This is a genomic window from Chromatiales bacterium (assembly GCA_024234935.1).
Taxonomy (GTDB): domain Bacteria; phylum Pseudomonadota; class Gammaproteobacteria; order Steroidobacterales.
Genome location: JACKNI010000001.1, coordinates 104,742 through 122,253, shown reverse-complemented (window position 1 = coordinate 122,253; position 17,512 = coordinate 104,742). Strand labels below are relative to the sequence as shown.

The window sequence follows — 17,512 nt, the reverse complement described above, 5'->3', positions numbered from 1 at the left end:
ATGATCAGGGCGAACGCTCCAGCATTTCCTGCCCGCGCTTCATGTGATACTGCATACGCTCGCCCAGAAAACCGCTGCGTACCGCAATCTCATCACCGATCTCCAGCACCCGTGCTGACCGGCGTTCGTAAGCGGGCCACTCGGGCAGGCCTGCCTTGTTGGGGTCTCCGCGTCGTGCGAACTCGACCCAGTAATCCATCATCAGGCGACTGACGTTGCGGTCTTGCTCGGTCACGCGGGTCAGATCGGTTTCGGCATCCAGGGTACCCATCACGAAAGCAATATCGTCGGAGTGTGCGGCACCCGGCTGACGTGTGCGACGGTCATCTGCGACATATGAAAGATAGTAGGCATGGACGGGTGCCTGCAGGGCGCGCATCTGGTTCGCCACATAGCGCGAGTGCGAAAGGATGACCAGATCGCCGAACACCGCATCATCCAGCGTTTCGCCGGCCAGGCCCGGATAGAGGCGGGCCTTGTCCGCAGCGGGTACCAGCTTTGCCGCGAAAGCCGGCGAAAAACCGCCACCGATCAGGCGTCCAAGGCTCGCCTCCCAGCTGTTGCCACCCGTCATATACGGCACGTTTTTCTGCCTGCCCGTCGCGAACAGGCGACCAGGCTGGTCGGGCAGGATCTGACCATCGACGATCGGCGTGAAACGGTCGCGTTCACCCATCGCCGCGAGCAACTGCCCGGTGGTGAGCGCACGCAGTGTCGCTGCAAGATCCGCGGTCTCTGGCAGAGCAAGCTTCTTGATGTAGCTATTCGCCAGCTCTGCCGCCGGTGGATTGAATCCGACCCGCTGATCGAGACGAGGAATCGGGGCCATGCCCACCGATGAGCTCTGGCTGATGGCCTGGCTGAACAGGCCCTGCGCAACTGGTGACACCATCAGGTAATTCACCATATCGGCACCGGCCGACTCGCCGAAGATCGTGACGCGTGCGGGGTCGCCGCCGAGGGCATGGATATTTCGCTGCACCCACTGCAGCGCTGCCACGGCATCCAGCAGTCCGTAATTGCCCGCGGTCTCACCGCCAGTCGCCAGTGCCGGATGGGCGAGAAAGCCGAACATCGCCAGCCGGTAGTTGATCGTCACCACGACCACACCTTGCCGGGGGATCGCCGTACCGTTTAGCTGCGGCAGGTTGCCGCTGCCGGCTGAAAACCCGCCACCGTGAATCCAGACCATCACCGGCATCTTCTGCTCCGGCCGAAGCGACGGTGTCCAGACATTGAGGGTCAGGCAATCCTCGCTGAGATCGGCCAGCGGCAGGGAGAAAGTCGCGGTGCGCGGCTGGGCGCAGCTTGCGCCGTAGTCGGTTGCAGGTCGGATGCCATCCCAGGCGGCTGCCGGCTGCGGCGCCCGCCAGCGCAACGCGCCGACCGGTGGCCGGGCATAGGGAACGCCGCGGAAAGCCAGCACGCCGTCGATGCGGGCGCCGCGCAACTGGCCGGTGTCGATGGTCGCTGACGGTTCTGCCGAATCCGCCGGGAGTTGCGCACATCCGGTCACAAGTACCTCACAGCTCATGATCAGGGCCAACGCGGCCAACCACAGGCGGCGAATCTGCCGGCGAATTCCGGATTTCATGCTGCAATCCTCCGGGCGCGGCGAAGCAACAGCAGCGCCCACAGCAGCAAGGCAAGGTTGGCGGCAGCGATAAACATGAACGGACCGATCTTGCTCACGTTATCGAACAACCAGCCGCCGACCAGCGCAATACCGAGGATACCGGCGGCACCAAACCAGCTCCACATGCCGAGTACGGCACCACGACCGCGCTCCGGTGCCTCGCGACCGATCAGGGAGGTGGCCGACAGGTTCGCACTCATTTCGCCGACACCGATCAGGGCTGCAGACCCGTACATGAGCGGACCCAGGGGATCGGGCACAAACCACAGGGAGCCATAACCCAGGCCGGCGATGGCCATCGCGATGGCAAGGCCGATCACCCGGTCGATACGATCCAGCAGCCAGCCCATGACCACCGCAGCCGGCAGGGCACAAGCCTGGATGACGATATAAAAGGTCAGCGCCTTCTGGCTCGCTGCACCGGTCGTCAGACCCGTTTCCACACCAGTCTGCGTCAGCCAGAGTACAAAAAAAGTACTGAGCACGGCCATGTCGCCACGCGATACGCTGGCCGCCAGGTAGGCCAGTGCGATCCGCGGATTGCGCGCCGCTTCAAGACCGACCCTGAAAGTGGCCAGCATCGGCTCACGCCGACTCAGCTGCCGGGGCGCACCGGGCTTCAAACCAATCAGAACGACGGTACCAGCGAGAAAGCAGACCGCTGTCATGGTCCAGAGCCAATAACGGCCCACCGTGACCGGATCAATTCCCAGATCTGCAAAGCGCACCGGCAAACCGCGCATCACGGAAAGAATGAGTACCAACCCCAGGCCGTTGAAGATGAAACAGGCCGCCAGCATTCGCGCCCGGCTGGCTTCCTGCGGATAGTCATTGGCAACCGCCGGCAGCATCACGGCATTGCCGGCCACGCCGACCGCAAACACCAGCCGGAACACCACCAGCATCCAGATCGCGCCCGCCATCGGGTACAGGAAATAGGCGATGCCCATGATGAAGAACGCGGTGGCGTAGACCGGCTTGCGCCCGAACTTGTCGGATATCGCACCAACCGGCGCCAGCATCGCAAGCAGTGCGAGTTCCTGGATGATCGTCAGACGTCCCGACAGCGAACCTTGCTCTGCAAAGGGAATGCCGATGATCTCGGTCAGCACATAGGGCTGGCTCGCATTGATAAAGCTCATCGTCGCGATCCCGAAGAAGGAGGCAAAGAACAGCGTCAGCACATGACGCAGTTCAACGCCCGGCTGCATCCGCAGCGGACCGATTCTGGTTTCCTTCATGCCGGCATCCTTCCCGTTCGGCAGAGAACAGCAGGCCGATCATGGCATGCTCACCGCGCTACCGCGTGTCGACACGAACCCCCACGGACATCGCGACCACAGCCCGGTCAGCGGGATGCTGCAGCAGCCGTGGCAGCGTATCCTGTGCGCATGGCGAGCATTTCGGCACTGACCCGACTGGAAAAACTCCGCCTGGACTTCTCTCCGGCGGCAGCCCCTGACAAACTCCGCCTGATTGGCATTCTCCGGAAAGCACAACTGCCATCGGCATCAGCCGTGCAACGCCTGCACGAGATACTGTGCTGGATGCGCGCCTATCCCGATGATGAGAGCGTGCTGGCCGCTGCGGACGCCGCGCTCCGGACATTTTCCGCGCGCAAGGACCTGCGCCGCTTTCAGGCAAAACTCGCCGACACCGGCATCGCTGGTACAGCCATCCACTATCATTTTTTCTGGCCCATGGCCCTCTGGCTCGGTTCACGCTGGCCAGCGCTCCTGCACTTCGACCGCGACTGCGGTGAGGGCGAGGACTGGCTGCGGAGCGCGTGGCCCGTCGCGCTGCCATCGCTGCAGGCCGAGGCCGCCAAACGCTCGGAAGAGTCACCCTTCAGCATTCTCGACTCGCTGCGCGGGTCGACGAGTGACGCAGTGTTCTTCGTGCAGGGCATCGACCGGACCGCAGGCGATACGCTCGCACGCGAAACCCTGCACGACGTGCTGCAACCGGCGTACGTGCTGGAACCGGGGGATGACTCACCCTCGCGCACGCAGGCACGCTGGTCGGGAGCCTCGATCGCTTTCATCACGGCATCGCTGCAACGTGGACAGCTAAACCTGCGCAAGGAACTGGAGCGGCCACCGCAGGCAGTGAACGCGGCCACACCGGGTGATGCCGCGGAACTGCTGGATCTCGCGCGCGCGGCGATGGTCACCCGCGGCCGCGATCTCGACACGTTTAGCTGGGGCAATCCGGAAGATATCCATGTCGTCGATGACGGTGAAGGCCTGGCCTACGCCTTCATCGGCACTGTACCGGAGCGGCGACTGCCGCTGGCCACTGCATACGGATTCCTGATACTGCGCAACGGCGTTCCGCTTGGCTACGGACAGGTTGATGCACTGCTCGGTGGCGCGGAGATCGCCTTCAACACTTTCGAGACTTTCCGCAGCGGTGAGTCCGCGTTCCTCTTTGCACGACTGCTCGCCGCCACACGAGCCCTGCTCGGCAGTGCGGCCTTCTCGCTGGAGCCCTATCAGCTTGGCCATCACAACAAGGAAGCCATCGCCTCGGGCGCCTGGTGGTTCTATTTCAAGCTTGGTTTCCGGCCGCATGACCCCGCAATCAAGCGAATGGTCAGCAAGGAACTGGCGCGCATGGGACGCAATCATCGACATCGCTCCAGTGCCACAACACTGACCGGGCTCGCACGCAGACACCTGTACTGGGCACCATTCCGCGGCTGTCGCTCCTGGCTGCCGCTGGTGCCACCTGCCGGGCTGCGGCTCCCGGTACTCTCCGACCAAAGCGCTGGTGAAATCGTCGGGCGCCGCCTCGGCCTGCGTTCCCTCGCCGGCTGGAGTCGCGCAGAAATGCTCGGTCTCTACCGCCTGGCACCCCTGATCGCTGCGCTGCAAGGACTCGGCTCCTGGACGCCGGCGCAGAAGGAGTCCGCCATCGCCGCACTGCGCGCGAAGGGCGGGCAGCACGAGCGCGATTTCGTACGCCTGCTCGATGCACACCCGAAGTTGGCTGCTGCGATCAGGGCGCTGCTGTCGACGCAACCCTGAGCAGCCGTCGAACACCTTTTTCCCTGCGCGCGGTTGGTTCCCGTCTAGAATAGCGGGATTCCATCGCCCTTCCCGTCAGCAACTTCGGTAACCGACCCGCCATGCAAGCCGCCCGCGACCTGTTCAGCTACAAGAAATACTGGGCCAGCCGGCTGACACCGGCACCGGTATTGCCTATGTCGCGCGCCGAGATGGACGAACTCGGCTGGGACGAATGCGACATCATCATCGTTACGGGCGATGCCTACGTGGATCATCCGAGCTTCGGCATGGCCGTAGTCGGCCGCCTGCTCGAGGCGCAGGGCTTTCGTGTCGGCATCATTTCACAGCCGGACTGGACTTCGCCCGAAGCGTTCCAGGTGCTCGGAACACCACGCCTCTTTTTCGGCGTCACGGCCGGCAACATGGATTCGATGGTCAACCGGTTCACCGCTGACCGGCGCATCCGCTCCAACGATGCCTACACGCCGAATGGTGAACCGGGCCGTCGCCCGGATCATTCCGTGATCGTTTACGCACAGCGCGTACGTGAAGCCTGCAAGGGCGTACCCATCGTGATCGGCGGCATCGAAGCCAGCCTGCGGCGTGTTGCGCATTTCGACTACTGGTCGGATACCGTGCGCCGGTCGATCCTGTTCGACAGCAAGGCAGACCTCCTCGTCTACGGCAACGGTGAACGCCAGATTGTCGAGATCGCACAGCGCCTGGCGGGTGGCGAACAGATCAGCGAACTCACTGATATCCGCGGCACCGCTTATGCCTGCAATGAGTTGCCGGCGGGCTGGACGGAAATCGATTCGAGCAGCGTCGAGGAAGCACCGCACGGTGCCGCACTCAAGGTGGATCGCTCCCGCAGCGTCGTGCGGTTGCCAGCCTACGAAAGCGTGCACGCCGACCCGGTGCTGTACGCACATGCTTCTCGCGTCCTGCATCTGGAAACCAACCCCGGCAACGCGCGGGCGCTGGTCCAGCGCCACGGTGATCGCGATATCTGGCTGAATCCGCCGCCAATTCCGCTCACAACGGCCGAGTTTGATCGGGTATATGAATTGCCCTATACACGCTTCCCCCACCCGGCCTACGGCGAGGCAAAGATTCCCTCCTGGGAGATGATCCGCTTCTCGATCATCATCCAGCGCGGCTGTTTCGGTGGCTGCACCTTCTGCTCGATCACCGAACACGAGGGCCGCATCATCCAGAACCGCTCCGAGGATTCCGTCATTCGCGAGATCGAATCGATCCGCGACGGAACACCCGGCTTTACCGGCGTGATTTCAGATCTGGGCGGTCCGACTGCCAACATGTACCGGCTGGCCTGCAAGAGCCGCGAGATCGAGGCTGCTTGTCGCCGTCCGTCCTGCGTATTCCCTGCCGTGTGCCCCAACATGGGCACTGACCACTCGGCACTGATCAGCCTTTACCGCCGGGCCAGAACACTGCCTGGCGTGAAGAAGGTGCTGATCGCTTCAGGCGTCCGCTACGACCTCGCAGTCGAGTCCCCCGAATATGTGAAAGAACTGGTCACCCATCATGTGGGTGGCTACCTGAAGATCGCTCCGGAGCACACCGAAGCCGGCCCCCTCGCGAAGATGATGAAGCCCGGTATCGGCACCTACCACCGGTTCAAGGAACTTTTCGAAAAATACTCGGAAGCTGCTGGAAAGAAACAGTTTTTGATCCCCTACTTCATCTCCGCTCACCCGGGGACCACCGACCAGGACATGCTGAATCTGGCGCTCTGGCTGAAGAGCAACAAGCTGCGCCTCGACCAGGTACAGAATTTCCTGCCCACGCCGATGTCGACTGCCACCGCGATGTATCACACCGGCAAGAATCCGCTGCGCCGTGTGACACGCAGCAGTGAACCGGTATTCATACCGAAGGGCATCAAGATCAGGCGACTGCACAAGGCTTTCCTGCGCTATCACGATGCGGAGAACTGGCCGGTGCTGCGCGAAGCCCTGCAGCGTATGGGCCGTGCCGACCTGATCGGCAATGGACAACGACATCTGGTGCCGAGCTGGCAGCCAGCAGGAACCGGCAAGCGATCTGTGCGGGGCAGTGCGAAGCCCGCTCCGGCCGGAAGAATGCGCCGACCGGCAGCAACCCGGTCACGCAGGATCTGAACGGCGGGCCGTCGAGGCCGGGAAATATCCGTATTTTGCAAAATCGCCGACCACGCATGACCCCTGAAGCGTTAGGCTGGAATCATGAAGTGGCCGGAGAAGCCGCATGACGTCCATCGCAGAAATTGCGCCGGCACGCAGTGCCGACATACAAACCATTGCTGATATGTCCCGGCGCCTCGTCGAAGTCGGGTTGCCGTGGACCTGGACGCCCGAGCGGATAATGCGACATTACCGGCATCCGGATTCGATGGTGATCACCGCCAGATCGGCCGGCTGCGGTACATCGGTGCTGGCAGGGTTTGCGATCATGCATTTCGGCGACGATATCGCCCACCTGAACCTGCTGGCCGTCGAGTCAGCGCATCAGCGGCTTGGACTTGGGCGTCAGCTGCTCGGCTGGCTGGAGCGCACAGCCATCACGGCGGGCACATTCACGATCTGCCTGGAAGTCCGCGCACGCAACCCGGTGGCACTGCTCTTTTATCGCCGACTCGGATTCCTGGAGACCGGCCGGGTACCCCGCTACTACAGCGGCCGGGAAGATGCCTTGAGACTGATGCGCGATCTGCGCCAACCCTGAGAGCGCCGCAGGAGCGACGCAGTAGCAGCCTCAGCCGCGATTATTCCGCCAGCGCATCCCGAGCAGGCCCAGAGCGGATCCGAACAACCAGCCCGCAGCAGGAACCGGTATCGGGCTGACGACAATATCGATCGTACCGACATTGTTGGCCCATTCAGAGCCGTCCATCGTGCCGAGGTAGAGACGCGTTGCCCCGGCCGGAATGACAAACTGCTGCGATATTGCGCCACTGGTGAAGCCATCACCGATGAAAAACACCTGACGCAGCGTTGGCGCCAGCGAAAGGAAGTCGAGTCCGATCACCTCAAAATCCAGACCGGCGGGAGCAGTGAGCAGACTGGGCTGGGTATCATCGAGAAACACACCCAGCAGGCTGTTGATCGGCGCCCGTATGGCAGCAATGCCATTCTCCGCACCAATCTCATGATCGATGAAGGCCTGCCCCTGGAATACACCGCCATCGAGCGGATCGCAGCAGTTTCCCGGGATGTTGAACACGCCGCCGGTGCCGCCACTGAAAGTGAGCACGCCGCTGTCGAAAGAAACCGTCGACACCAATACCGGAGAATTTGCAGGGGCCAGATCAGCGGGCCACGCCGTACTTCCGTCCGGCATCCCGGCAAGCCACGGATTCGCGGTACCGGGCACCGTGATGGCTGCCGCGTGGGCGTTAACAGCCAGCAGACTGAATGTGAGAACTATGCTGACAAACCTGAACACTTTGCTTCAATCCCTTTCCACTGCTGCGAGGGCGGGAATCCCTGCCGGCCTCCAGCGGTTGGTCGAATTATCAACCACTCGGCAGCAGAGTGCGAATGCATTTGCGTGATTAAGTAAAACCAGGCGCCGGGGACCGGACTACCGGGGGGCAGGTATCAGCCGCGATCTTGCTTTCGCTTCCGCGAACCGAGACCAAGCATGCCGAGAGCGGAACCCAGCAACCAGCCGGCCGCAGGCACTGGCACCGTACTGATCTTGCTGTCGCTGACGAAGACATTGAATGCACCGCTGTTGTTCGCCCAGCCAAAGCCGTCCATGGTGCCCAGATACAGACGGGTGGCACCAACCGGAACAAGGAACTCCTGCTGCGTACCGCCACTGGTAAAACCGTCACCGATAAAGAATACCTGGCGAAGCGTCGGCGCCAGCGACAGGAAATCCAGCCCGATCGTCCGGAAGTCCAGACCCGCAGGCGCCGTCAACAGGTCAGGCTGCGTATCGTCGAGAAATACACCCATCAATGCATTCATGGGCGCCCAGACTCCGGCGATGCCATTCACCGCACCACCGTCGTGTTTCACGAAGTCATTGCCCTGAAAAGTACGGCCATCAGGACCAAAACAGGTTCCCGGGCAGAGGGGGCCATTGTGTACCCCACCGCTGGCGTCGCTGAATCGCACTGCACCACTCGCCAGGGAAAGGCCAGATACCAGCGTCGGCGACTGTGCGGGCGCAGTGTCAGTCGTGTTTTCAAAGATGATCGCACTGCCATCAGGCATCCCGGCCAGCCAGGGATTGGCCATACCAGGTACATTGGTAGAACTGGCATGCGCCGTCACCGCCAGCAGACACAAGGCAGAGATGCTTAAGGACTTGTACACGGCGATACTCCCCACGATTTTGTTCTTATGCGCCCCGGTCAAACCGGGACTGCTTGGATAGGGTCTATTATCCGTTGCGCATTTCGGCATCGCCAATCTCATTTCGGGATTATGTAAGGCAAAAGCGGTACTGGATCACACTTGGGACTGACAGACGCAAGGTGGCCGATGCAGCGGGACAATCCGCGTTGAGGAGCGATGCTGCTGTGACTGCCCTGTTCAGAATCATTCATGAAGACGCCGAACTGCTGGCGATCAACAAGCCAGCCGACCTGGTCTGTCATCCGAGCAAGAACGGCGAGCTATCGAGTCTGATTGGCCGGGTGCGCCTGTACCTGGCAGAAACGGATATCCGCCCACAGCTGGTGAATCGCCTCGACCGGGAAACGAGCGGCGTCATACTGATCGCCAAGTCCGATCAAGCCGCGCGCGAGTTGCGTCGATTATGGGAGACTCGACGGGTACGCAAGGAGTACCTGGCTCTCGTACACGGCCACTTGAGCGAAGACCGCGGCCTGATCGATGCCGCGCTGGGCAAGGATTCGTGCAGCCGCGTTGCCATCAAGGATTGCGTACGCGCCGACGGGAATGCCGCTCAAACCAGCTTCGAGGTGCTACGCCGGTTCACGCGCACAGGTATTCCCTTCACGCTGCTCCGCGTGCTGCCGCGCACGGGCCGCAAGCATCAGATCCGCATCCACCTCGCCTGGCACGGTCACCCCGTCGTCGGCGACAAGATTTACGGCGGCGACGAAGATGCCTATCTGGCCCTGGTAGAAGGCCGACTGACCGCTGCTCAGAGGGATCGGCTGATTCTGCCCAATCATGCCCTCCATGCCCGGGCGCTCTACTTCGACTGGCGCGGCAGGGCGATCGAATTCAGCTGCGAACCGGAGCACTGGTTCACAGATTTCGCAGCGGCCTAGAAGACGTATTCCAGGGAGACCGTCGTATAGGTATCGGTCTTTTCAAAGGGCCGCGGCGTCACCAGCGAGGTATCGATTTCCACGTCCGAGTTGTGCTTCCAGGTGTAGCCGAGCACCATGCTGAGGTTGCCGATGACGCCGGCCTTGAGCTGGCTGACACTTTCCGTATAGGTATTGTCTGAGCCCGACAGCACCGCGAGCTTCTGTACGAAAGCCGCATTCTTGCTGATCTGCCAGGTATAGAGGCCGCGCAGCAGCGCAATCGCCTCGTTCTGGTTGTCACCGCTGACCTGCTTCGCCTGTTTGGCACCGGCGCCCAGCTCGAGATCCAGTCGATGTGCCTCGCTGCGCAGGATGCGCCAGCCCACGCCGGCCGCTTCGTAAAGCTGGTGGTCATAGGCACTGAAGCGATCCTTGTACCAGTCAAGCGAGCCGAATCCGTACCAGGCTGGTGCAAGATCGTACTGCGACTTGAACCCGCCCCAATAAGACTCGGCCGTTGTCTCCGTCGGCGAATCGCGATTTTCGGCACTGCTGGCAACAACGGCGGTGGCGCCGAGGATATGGTGCCAGCGCTCCTTGTCATAGCGGCCTTCACCGCTGAAGTTGGCGGCCGAACTGTCGGAGTTGCCGCTGGTTTTCGCATAGCCGCCCGCCAGCTTTGCCGCCCAGGGGCCCTTGTCCGCCGCCTTGTCGACCGGGGCAATGACTTCCGAAACCATTTTCGTATCGATCTGGGCCTCTGCTGACAACATCGCCAGCCCGAGAGCTGCCGCCAGTACCACGCGGCCCGCACATCCCTGCGTCATTTCGTCTCCTTGCTTGTACGAATCCATCTTCTGCCGACACTCAGCCACAGGCGACATCGGCCCGAATACCGCGCCAATGCTAGCGGATCAGCCCGTCGTCCCGCAGGCGATCGGCGATTCGCGGCGTAATCAACGCCAGTGCCATACCGCGCGATTCCAGATTCTTCGCTTTCGTGGTCATGCCATAGATCTTCTCGCCGTGATTGGTCTCGTATACATTCGTCGCCAGCTCGACAGCGCCGCTCACGGAGAAAACCGACGGTACCGTCTCGAAGTCGCCGTAGACCACCGGGATGCCATAGGTCCCGAAGGTACCGTAGTCAAAACCATAGGCCACCGGCTTGTAACTGCCACCACCCCGCGCATCCGCAGTCTTCTCCTCTTTGGCACCCGCTTTCAGGGCAACCAGACGCGTGGCAATCACCGCATCGGCGCCGGTTGATTTGACCACGGCCTCTACCGCTTCCCGACTGAGCCTGGCATCCGCCGCCATCACGTCACAGCTGGGGGTTGCCTTGACCGTCGCACTGCGCAGGTTGTCGGCGAGTGCCTGTTCAAAGGCGCAACGCACATTGCGGTCCGGACTCAGGCCGACCACAAGCAGGTTACTGAAGGCCGGATCACCGGTGACGCTCGCGCTCCAGGCGGCGTCCACCTTGATGGCAGAACAGGCAGCAAGACAGCCTGCGGCCACCAGGGCCACCGCGGAAGAAAGGACCCGGCTTCGCGATACCTGCTGATGAGAGTCGGCGATTCGGTGCACTGCTTGCTCCTCGGATCTCGAAGGTTATGGATAGGGCGCAGAATACGCGGGGTACGGGCCTATTGGCCACCGCCCGCCTTTCGGACGCCAAAGAGGCGGCGACGGCGAATCGCCTTCTCGGCCTCGACCACCGCGAGTACCAGCAGGGCCGCGATCACGCACACGCCGAGATCAGCCGCTGCCAGCGGTACGGTACCGAACCAGGCGTTACCGGCGGGCAGATAGATCACCGCCAGCTGCAGCAGTACGGTAAACGCCACGACCGCCGCCAACGGCCGGTTGGAAGTCAGGCCCTGGCTGAACAGCGAAGTCCATTCGGAGCGAATCGCAAGCACATGTCCAAGCTGCATGAAGCACAGAATCGTGAACACCATTGTCTGCCACTGCTCCGCATCGCGTCCGAAATACCAGGCCTGTGCGCCCAGTGCCAGCCCTGCCATGAACAGGCCAACAAGCAAGGCATGCGCACCCAGCCCCTGCGCGAACAGGCTCTCCTGCGGCGGCCGTGGAGGACGATGCATCACTTCGCGCTCGGCAGGTTCTGCGGCAAGCGCCAGACCCGGCAAACCATCGGTGATGAGGTTGATCCACAGGATCTGTATCGGCAGGAGGGGCACCGGCAGGCCGATGAACGGCGCCAGAAAGATTGTCCAGATCTCTCCCGAATTGGTGGTCAGCACATAGCGAATGAAGCGCCGCAGATTGTCGTAGATGCGCCGGCCCTCGCGCACGGCACGCACTACCGTTGCGAAATTGTCATCGAGCAGCACCATGCTGGCCGCCTCACGCGCGACATCGGTGCCGGTGATGCCCATCGCAATACCGATGTCGGCGCGGCGCAGTGCCGGCGCATCGTTTACGCCGTCACCGGTCATGGCGACCACTTCCCCGCAGGCCTGCAGAGCACTGACGATGTTGAGCTTCTGCTCGGGCGAAACCCGCGCGTAGACACGCACATGCCTGACGCGTCCGGCAAGTTCCGCTCCCGACAGCCGTGCCAGCTCGGCACCGGCAAGAACGGCCTCGCCCTCGGCATCAAGCCCGAGTCGGGCCGCAACCGCGCACGCGGTCAGCGGATGATCGCCGGTGATCATCACCGGTGTGATGCCGGCGGTGTGGCAGTCCGCGATCGCCATTGCGACCTCGGCACGTGGCGGGTCGAGCAGACCCAGCAGACCGATGAACTCCAGCTTGTCCTCCGCGACCGAGGGCTGGATATGGTCCGGCAGTTCCGCCCAGTACCGCGCGCCGACGGCGATCACGCGCAGTCCATCGGCCGCCATCTGCTCGGCAATATGCCGCAGGCGCGCCGCATCAAGCGGTGCCGCGACCCCGCCAAAAAACTCGCTGCTGGATGCACCGATGACGACTTCAGCCGCACCTTTGGTGACCGACCACCAGCCGCCGTCCGGAAGGCGGTGAAAGGTGGTCATGCATTTGCGTTCCGAATCGAAGGGCAGTTCGGCCACACGCGGCAGTCTTGCGCACTCTGCGACATGATCGAGGCCGGCAGCTCGCGCAGCGAGCAGCAGTGCGACCTCCGTCGGATCACCGACCACGGTGCCGTCGGCGGCGATGGCCGCATCGTGACTGATGGCCATCGCCGAGAGCAGCGCCTGCCACGCTTCACCGGTACCCGGCTGCGCGGCCTGCACGGCGTCGCAGTAGTACTGCTCGACGCGCATCTCGTTGGCCGTCAGAGTGCCGGTCTTGTCCGAGCAGATATACGTGACCGAACCGAGCGTCTCGACTGCGGCCAGCCGGCGGATCAGCGCCTTTCGCAACATCAGCCGGCGCGCGCCAAGCGCGAGCGCAACGCTGACTACCGCCGGCAAGGCCTCTGGAATGGCGGCAACCGCCAGGCTGGCCGCAGTCAGCAGCATCGGCAACGCCAGTTCACCGCGCAGGAGCCCGGCAGCGAACACGATGATGCAGATTGCGATCACGACCAGGGCGAGTCGCCGGCCAAACACTGCCAGCCGGCGCTGCAGCGGCGTATCCACCGCGCGCGCCTCGCTGAGCAGCGTAGCGATACGCCCGAACTCCGTGCGCATGCCGGTTGCGATCGCCACACCGAGCCCGCGGCCGTAAGTCACGTACGTGCCTTTGTGGGCCATGTTGCGCCGGTCGCCAACCGGCAGATCGCCCTCTCCGGACAGTGCATCGGTGGTTTTTTCCACCGGCACGGATTCACCGGTAAGTGCGGCCTCATTGATGCGCAAACTTGCTGCTTCCACCAGCCGCAGATCGGCCGGCACGATACACCCCGCCTCGAGGTGCACGATGTCCCCCGGCACCAGGTCAGCAGCCGGTACGGTTGCCGTACAGCCATCGCGCGTTACCACGGCTGATGGCGCAGCCATCGCCTTGAGCGCCTGAATGGCCTGCTCGGCGCGATACTCCTGAACGAAACCGATCGCCGCATTCAGCACCACGATCGCAATGATCACCACCGTATCGGTGAGGTCGCCAATCACGCCGGAGATCACCGCGGCAACGATGAGAACCAGAATCATGAAATCGGCAAACTGCGCCAGAAAAATACCGGGCAGCGAGCGGGGCTTCACTGTCGTCAGGATATTCGGCCCATGCTCGGCACGCCGCCGCAGAATCTCGGCAACAGAAAGGCCGGCAGCCGAGACCTCAAGATCCTCGAGAACCTGTTTTGCCGGACGACGGTGCCAGTTCATCAAGCGCTGCCCCGTGACATGGTCTACCCCCTTGCCAAACGATGAACCGGAACTATAAATCGCATTTCCGCCATGCCTGCCGGGATGGACGACTTTCCGGTCCGTCGCCAGGGTCTTGGACCTCAATCACCGAGGATGAACAACAACCGGTGTCCGGCCATGAGGCCACCGACCACCAGCACCACCACACCAGCCATCCCGATCAGCTCACGAGCGAGTCCGAGTATCGACCGCCCGGTCGGTCGATCCGGCCACCACCCCGGTGGCCGGACGCATTCGGCAAAGCGTCGGGCATGCTCGATGTCGGCGCGGGGTCCGACGGCGATCGTCACGAGAGTCCCGACCAGGCTCGCCGCCGCAACCCAGATCAGCTGGGTCTCATACCCGATGCCCGCGGTGGCAGCGATCACCATCGATGTCGCCAGACCCACCGCCGCTCCCAGCAGTTCCGCCCATGCGGTCATTCGCCACCAGAACCACCGCAACAAAGTGGGCACACCGAGTGCGGCACCGAGCGCCGCAACCCACTTCCAGGCCTGTTCGATCGTGTCAATCTGCAGCGCAACCGCCACAGCGAGCACGGCAAACAGCAGCACCATGAATCGCGCGACCCGGACCTGGTGCCTGGGGGCGAGGTCCGGCTTGATGCGCAGCACGACATCGTTCACGGCATACGAGGCGCCCCAGTTGAAGTGGGTATCTATGGTGCTCATGAACGCGGCCAGCAGGGATACCACCAATGCACCGAGTACCCCCGGGGGCAGCAGCGCCACCATCAACGCCGGGTAGGCGGCCTCCCGGTCAAGGCGCACCGTGGCGGCGAGTTCCGGCGCAACCATTGCGGTCGATCCATCCAGCGGAATCATCACCAAGGCCGCAACCCCGACGATAAACCAGGGCCAGACCCGGACCAGATACTGGAGCACGACAAACAACCAGGCCGCCTGGACAGCATCGCGCTCGCTCCGCGCGGCAGACAGGCGTTGCTGCAGGTAGCCGCCGCCGTCTGCGGGCACATTCGCAAACGCCTGTACCAGCAGGTAGGCGCCGAAGCCAAACGCACCGAGTCCGAGCCCGCTCGGCCAGCCACCCGACAGGCTCGGGAAAAGGTTGAGGACCTCAAGGCCATCTGGGCCGTTCAGTTGAACGAGGCCCGCATGCAAGCCTTCCTGTCCCCCGACCGCGCGCCACGCGGCGACCGCCAGCCAGATGCTTCCGAGCACGCCGAGCGCAAACTGGAGCAGGTCGGTGCGGACCACTCCACGAATGCCGCCGAGCGAGGAGTAGGTGGCCACGATCGTCACCAGCACGACAATTGTGAGCATCTCCCCGGGTCCACCAAGTGCCGTGCCACCCGGCATCACCCGATCGATCAGCTGCACGAGCCCGGGCGTCCATCGTTCCCATGGGACCAGCGGGTCGGCGATCTTGCCCATTGCGCGCAGAACCCAGCCCAGAATGATCACGTTGTAGACCAGACCGTAGAGACCGGCTCGTGCGAGGCGGAGCGTCTCCGCAGCCTCGCCGGTATATCTCAGTGTCACGAATTCGGCGTCGGTCACGACGCCGCTCCGCCACCAGCGCTTTGCGAAGATCACCACCACCGCGGCATGTACCAGCAGCCACGACAGCCACAACCAATTGCCCGAGATGCCCCGCGCCGCAATGATCCCCGAGACCGCCAACGGCGTGTCGGCCGCGAAGGTGGTCGCGGCAATCGACACACCCGCCCACCACCACGGCAGTGAACGATCGGCGAGGAAATAGCTGAGCCGGCCAGACGAACTCCCCTCGCGGACAGCGAGGCCGACCGCCAGTGCCACGACGAGATAAACCGCCACGACGATCCAGTCGAGTGGCGCCAGCACGACTCAGCCCCTGCCGGCTACAAGTCCATGGAGGAAATCCCGGCTCCGGCCATCCACATCGCATCCGGCCAGTTTGAATGTGGTCTGCATCCAGTTTTCCTCCCTGTTGCCCTGATTCTGGCGTGATCGACCTCCCCGGAAACCACCGCACTGCTGCGTGACAGGTAACCGCGCGTCAGCGGTCATTATTCTGACCGCGGTTCGCGGCTGCAACCCGCGACAGAACTCCACACATCCTGCTGAAGACGCAACGCCTCGCAGCACCGGACGCACATGATAGCGATGCCCGGATGGGCGAGCGGATCAGGCAGTCAGGCGCTGGCTCGCGATTCGTGCGCCTTCGACCAGCGCGCCGAGCTTGGCAAAAGCGACCTCGCCGTCAACGGCACCGTATCCGGCAAAGGTCGCAAATCCACAATCAGTGCCGGCAATCACGCGCTCCATGCCGACAATCCCGACGAAACGGCCAATGCGCTCGGCAATCAGCAGCGGATGCTCGATGAAATTGCTTGTCGAATCGATTACGCCCGGGACCAGCACCTTGTCATCGGGGAGCTTCGTATCGCGAAAGACGGTCCACTCGTGCGCGTGGCGGGGGTTGGCTGATTCAAACAGCAGCGCTTGCGCCCTGGCTTTCAACGCCACCGGCAGCACCATGTCCATCGGCGCATCGAGGTGGTGAGGTCCTTCATAGTTGCCCCAGCAGACGTGCAGCCGTACGCGGTCCGCCGGGATATTGCGCAGCGCGTGGTTCAGCACTTCGATGTGCAGGTTGGCAAGTTTCAGGTATTCCTGATCGCTCTGGTGCCGGAAGATCGTGTGCCGGCCCATGCCGATATCGGGCGAGTCGATCTGGAGCAGGAATCCCGCGGCAACAATTCCCTCATACTCGACGCGCATGGCCTCGGCCAGCGCATCGAGGTAAGCCTCGTGGCCGGGGTAGTAATCATTCGGCTGGAACAGTGCAATCACACCCGGAGACGCCGAGTTCATGAATGCCTCGACTGGCGGCGAGGCATGGATGGCGGCCTGGAAATTTCGCAGATCGGTCTGCAGTGGCTCGAGGTTCTTGACGCGGATTTCGCCGATGCAGCGGGGTGGCTTGACCACCGAACGGGTGCCGGAGGCCTGTCGTCGCTGCAAGGTTCCGGGGAACTCCAGCATGTCCTGGGCTGGCTCCCGGTCGGACTCTCCGCCCAGCCCGGAAAGACGATCCTTGATATAGGTCGCGTAACTGACCTTGCTCAGTTCACCGTCGCTGACGATATCGATGCCGATGTCATTCTGACGCCTGACGATGTCGCCGATTGCATCGGCTATCACGGCATCGGCTTGTGCTGCATCGATCGCCTCGCCTGCTTCGCGCGCGAAAACGACATCGACCACTTCCTGCGTACGGGGCAGGCTGCCGACATGAGTGGTCAGGATTCTGCGGGAGCTGGTCTTCATGAACAGAGTCGCAAACCCAGGCGAAAATGCCA

13 protein-coding genes are annotated in these 17,512 nt (G+C 62.8%); 4 read left to right on the top strand and 9 right to left on the bottom strand.

The features are described 5' to 3' along the window. Positions 1-4 precede the first annotated feature (4 nt). A complete protein-coding gene (locus H6979_00505; protein MCP5138326.1) occupies positions 5-1,594 on the bottom strand; it encodes a carboxylesterase family protein in 1,590 nt (529 codons plus the stop codon). Beyond that, a complete protein-coding gene (locus tag H6979_00500) occupies positions 1,591-2,877 on the bottom strand; it encodes an MFS transporter (GenBank protein MCP5138325.1) in 1,287 nt (428 codons plus the stop codon). The genes H6979_00505 and H6979_00500 overlap by 4 nt, the downstream gene beginning before the upstream one ends. 129 nt (positions 2,878-3,006) lie before the next feature. Here H6979_00500 and H6979_00495 point away from each other — a divergent pair, with 129 nt between their 5' ends. The 3 genes from H6979_00495 to H6979_00485 all read left to right on the top strand — a co-directional run bounded on the left by H6979_00495 (position 3,007) and on the right by H6979_00485 (position 7,374). Further along, positions 3,007-4,665 carry a hypothetical protein gene (locus H6979_00495; GenBank protein MCP5138324.1) on the top strand — a complete coding sequence of 553 codons (1,659 nt, stop codon included), beginning with the start codon at positions 3,007-3,009 and terminating at the stop codon, positions 4,663-4,665. Positions 4,666-4,766: 101 nt separating this feature from the next. Beyond that, positions 4,767-6,791: a YgiQ family radical SAM protein gene (locus H6979_00490; protein ID MCP5138323.1), complete on the top strand. Its 2,025-nt coding sequence runs from the start codon at positions 4,767-4,769 to the stop codon at positions 6,789-6,791. A gap of 106 nt (positions 6,792-6,897) precedes the next feature. Continuing rightward, positions 6,898-7,374: a GNAT family N-acetyltransferase gene (locus H6979_00485; GenBank protein ID MCP5138322.1), complete on the top strand. Its 477-nt coding sequence runs from the start codon at positions 6,898-6,900 to the stop codon at positions 7,372-7,374. 30 nt (positions 7,375-7,404) lie between these two features. Here H6979_00485 and H6979_00480 read toward each other — a convergent pair whose 3' ends face one another. Together H6979_00480 and H6979_00475 are read right to left on the bottom strand one after the other, a co-directional pair. After that, complete coding sequence (locus tag H6979_00480; protein ID MCP5138321.1) at positions 7,405-7,989, bottom strand: PEP-CTERM sorting domain-containing protein; 585 nt, start codon at positions 7,987-7,989, stop codon at positions 7,405-7,407. A gap of 260 nt (positions 7,990-8,249) precedes the next feature. Then, positions 8,250-8,873 carry a PEP-CTERM sorting domain-containing protein gene (locus H6979_00475; GenBank protein MCP5138320.1) on the bottom strand — a complete coding sequence of 208 codons (624 nt, stop codon included), beginning with the start codon at positions 8,871-8,873 and terminating at the stop codon, positions 8,250-8,252. Between the two features lie 263 nt (positions 8,874-9,136). On the opposite strand from H6979_00475, the gene H6979_00470 reads away from it, so the two are divergent. After that, the gene (locus tag H6979_00470) at positions 9,137-9,901 is read left to right on the top strand and encodes an RluA family pseudouridine synthase (protein MCP5138319.1); all 765 of its coding nucleotides are present in this window, start codon (positions 9,137-9,139) and stop codon (positions 9,899-9,901) included. On the opposite strand, the gene H6979_00465 is transcribed toward H6979_00470, so the two are convergent. From H6979_00465 to H6979_00445, 5 genes are all read right to left on the bottom strand, one after another. Next, positions 9,898-10,710, bottom strand: a complete 813-nt coding sequence (locus H6979_00465; protein ID MCP5138318.1) for a DUF481 domain-containing protein — start codon at positions 10,708-10,710, stop codon at positions 9,898-9,900. The genes H6979_00470 and H6979_00465 overlap by 4 nt on opposite strands. Before the next feature lie 79 nt (positions 10,711-10,789). Further along, positions 10,790-11,473: a hypothetical protein gene (locus H6979_00460; protein MCP5138317.1), complete on the bottom strand. Its 684-nt coding sequence runs from the start codon at positions 11,471-11,473 to the stop codon at positions 10,790-10,792. A gap of 59 nt (positions 11,474-11,532) precedes the next feature. After that, a complete protein-coding gene (locus tag H6979_00455; protein ID MCP5138316.1) occupies positions 11,533-14,163 on the bottom strand; it encodes a cation-translocating P-type ATPase in 2,631 nt (876 codons plus the stop codon). 122 nt (positions 14,164-14,285) lie between these two features. Continuing rightward, positions 14,286-16,031 carry a Na+:solute symporter gene (locus tag H6979_00450; GenBank protein ID MCP5138315.1) on the bottom strand — a complete coding sequence of 582 codons (1,746 nt, stop codon included), beginning with the start codon at positions 16,029-16,031 and terminating at the stop codon, positions 14,286-14,288. Positions 16,032-16,334: 303 nt separating this feature from the next. Further along, the gene (locus H6979_00445; protein MCP5138314.1) at positions 16,335-17,480 is read right to left on the bottom strand and encodes a cobalamin-independent methionine synthase II family protein; all 1,146 of its coding nucleotides are present in this window, start codon (positions 17,478-17,480) and stop codon (positions 16,335-16,337) included. Positions 17,481-17,512 lie beyond the last annotated feature (32 nt).